Origin of the sequence: Paracraurococcus lichenis, assembly GCF_030657435.1 — a bacterium.
GTDB lineage: Bacteria > Pseudomonadota > Alphaproteobacteria > Acetobacterales > Acetobacteraceae > Paracraurococcus > Paracraurococcus lichenis.
Genome location: NZ_JAUTWS010000376.1, coordinates 1 through 790, shown reverse-complemented (window position 1 = coordinate 790; position 790 = coordinate 1). Strand labels below are relative to the sequence as shown.

The window sequence follows — 790 nt, the reverse complement described above, 5'->3', positions numbered from 1 at the left end:
CGCTGGAGCTTCAGCCCCGGCTTGCTGTCCGGCACGATCTTGAGCTGGTCGTCCAGCGCGCGTTGGAGCCGGCCGTGGTAGGCGGCCAGGGTGGTGTCGGCGAGCCGCGGACGGCGATGCGCGATGCGCACGGCCCGTTGCAGCAGATGCTTCATGCCAGGGGCGAAGGCGGCATCGCCGGCATCGATCGCGTACTGGATGTCGCGCAGCAGATGAGCCAGGCAGACCTGATGCTCCCGGCTGGCCCAGCCCCTCTGGGCACCGAGGCGGTCGGAGATCCAGACCGCCGGGCGCACCTCGCCGAGGAACTCGCGCACCACCGCTTTGCCGCGTGAGGGGCGGATCAGGAAGCAGGCGCTTTCGGCGTGGTGGAACACCCAGGTCCAGAAGGTTCTCTTGCCAACCCGCACGCTGGTCTCGTCGGAGGCCAGCACCGTGCCGGCCAGCAGGCGCTGCTTGATCAGGCCGGTCTGCGCCGCGAAGGCCGGCGCGCTGTCCTGCAGCATATTGGCCAGCGCCCCCTCGCTGATCTCCAGCCCGAACAGGTCACGCAACAGCCGCGCCAGGCGGTCGAACGGGATGGCCTGGCCAAAGCGCAGGTAGAGCACGAAGGCGCGCAGGTTGGGGCCGAAGGGCGAGCCCGGCTCCAACCCGGCCGGCGCGGCCGCCTTAAAGCGCCCGGCGCAGCAGGGGCAGACACCGCCGTGCAGGACCACCCGCGTCACATCCGGGGTGATCTCGGGGATCTCGACACGATCGTAGGTCTGCACTGCCACCTGCTCCACCTCCC

Annotated in this window: 1 protein-coding gene; it reads right to left on the bottom strand. The window is 70.3% G+C overall.

Translation table 11 applies throughout. The features are described from left to right. Positions 1 to 790 (bottom strand): IS66 family transposase (locus Q7A36_RS40330; RefSeq protein WP_305109414.1); only part of this gene is annotated, 790 nt, incomplete at both ends.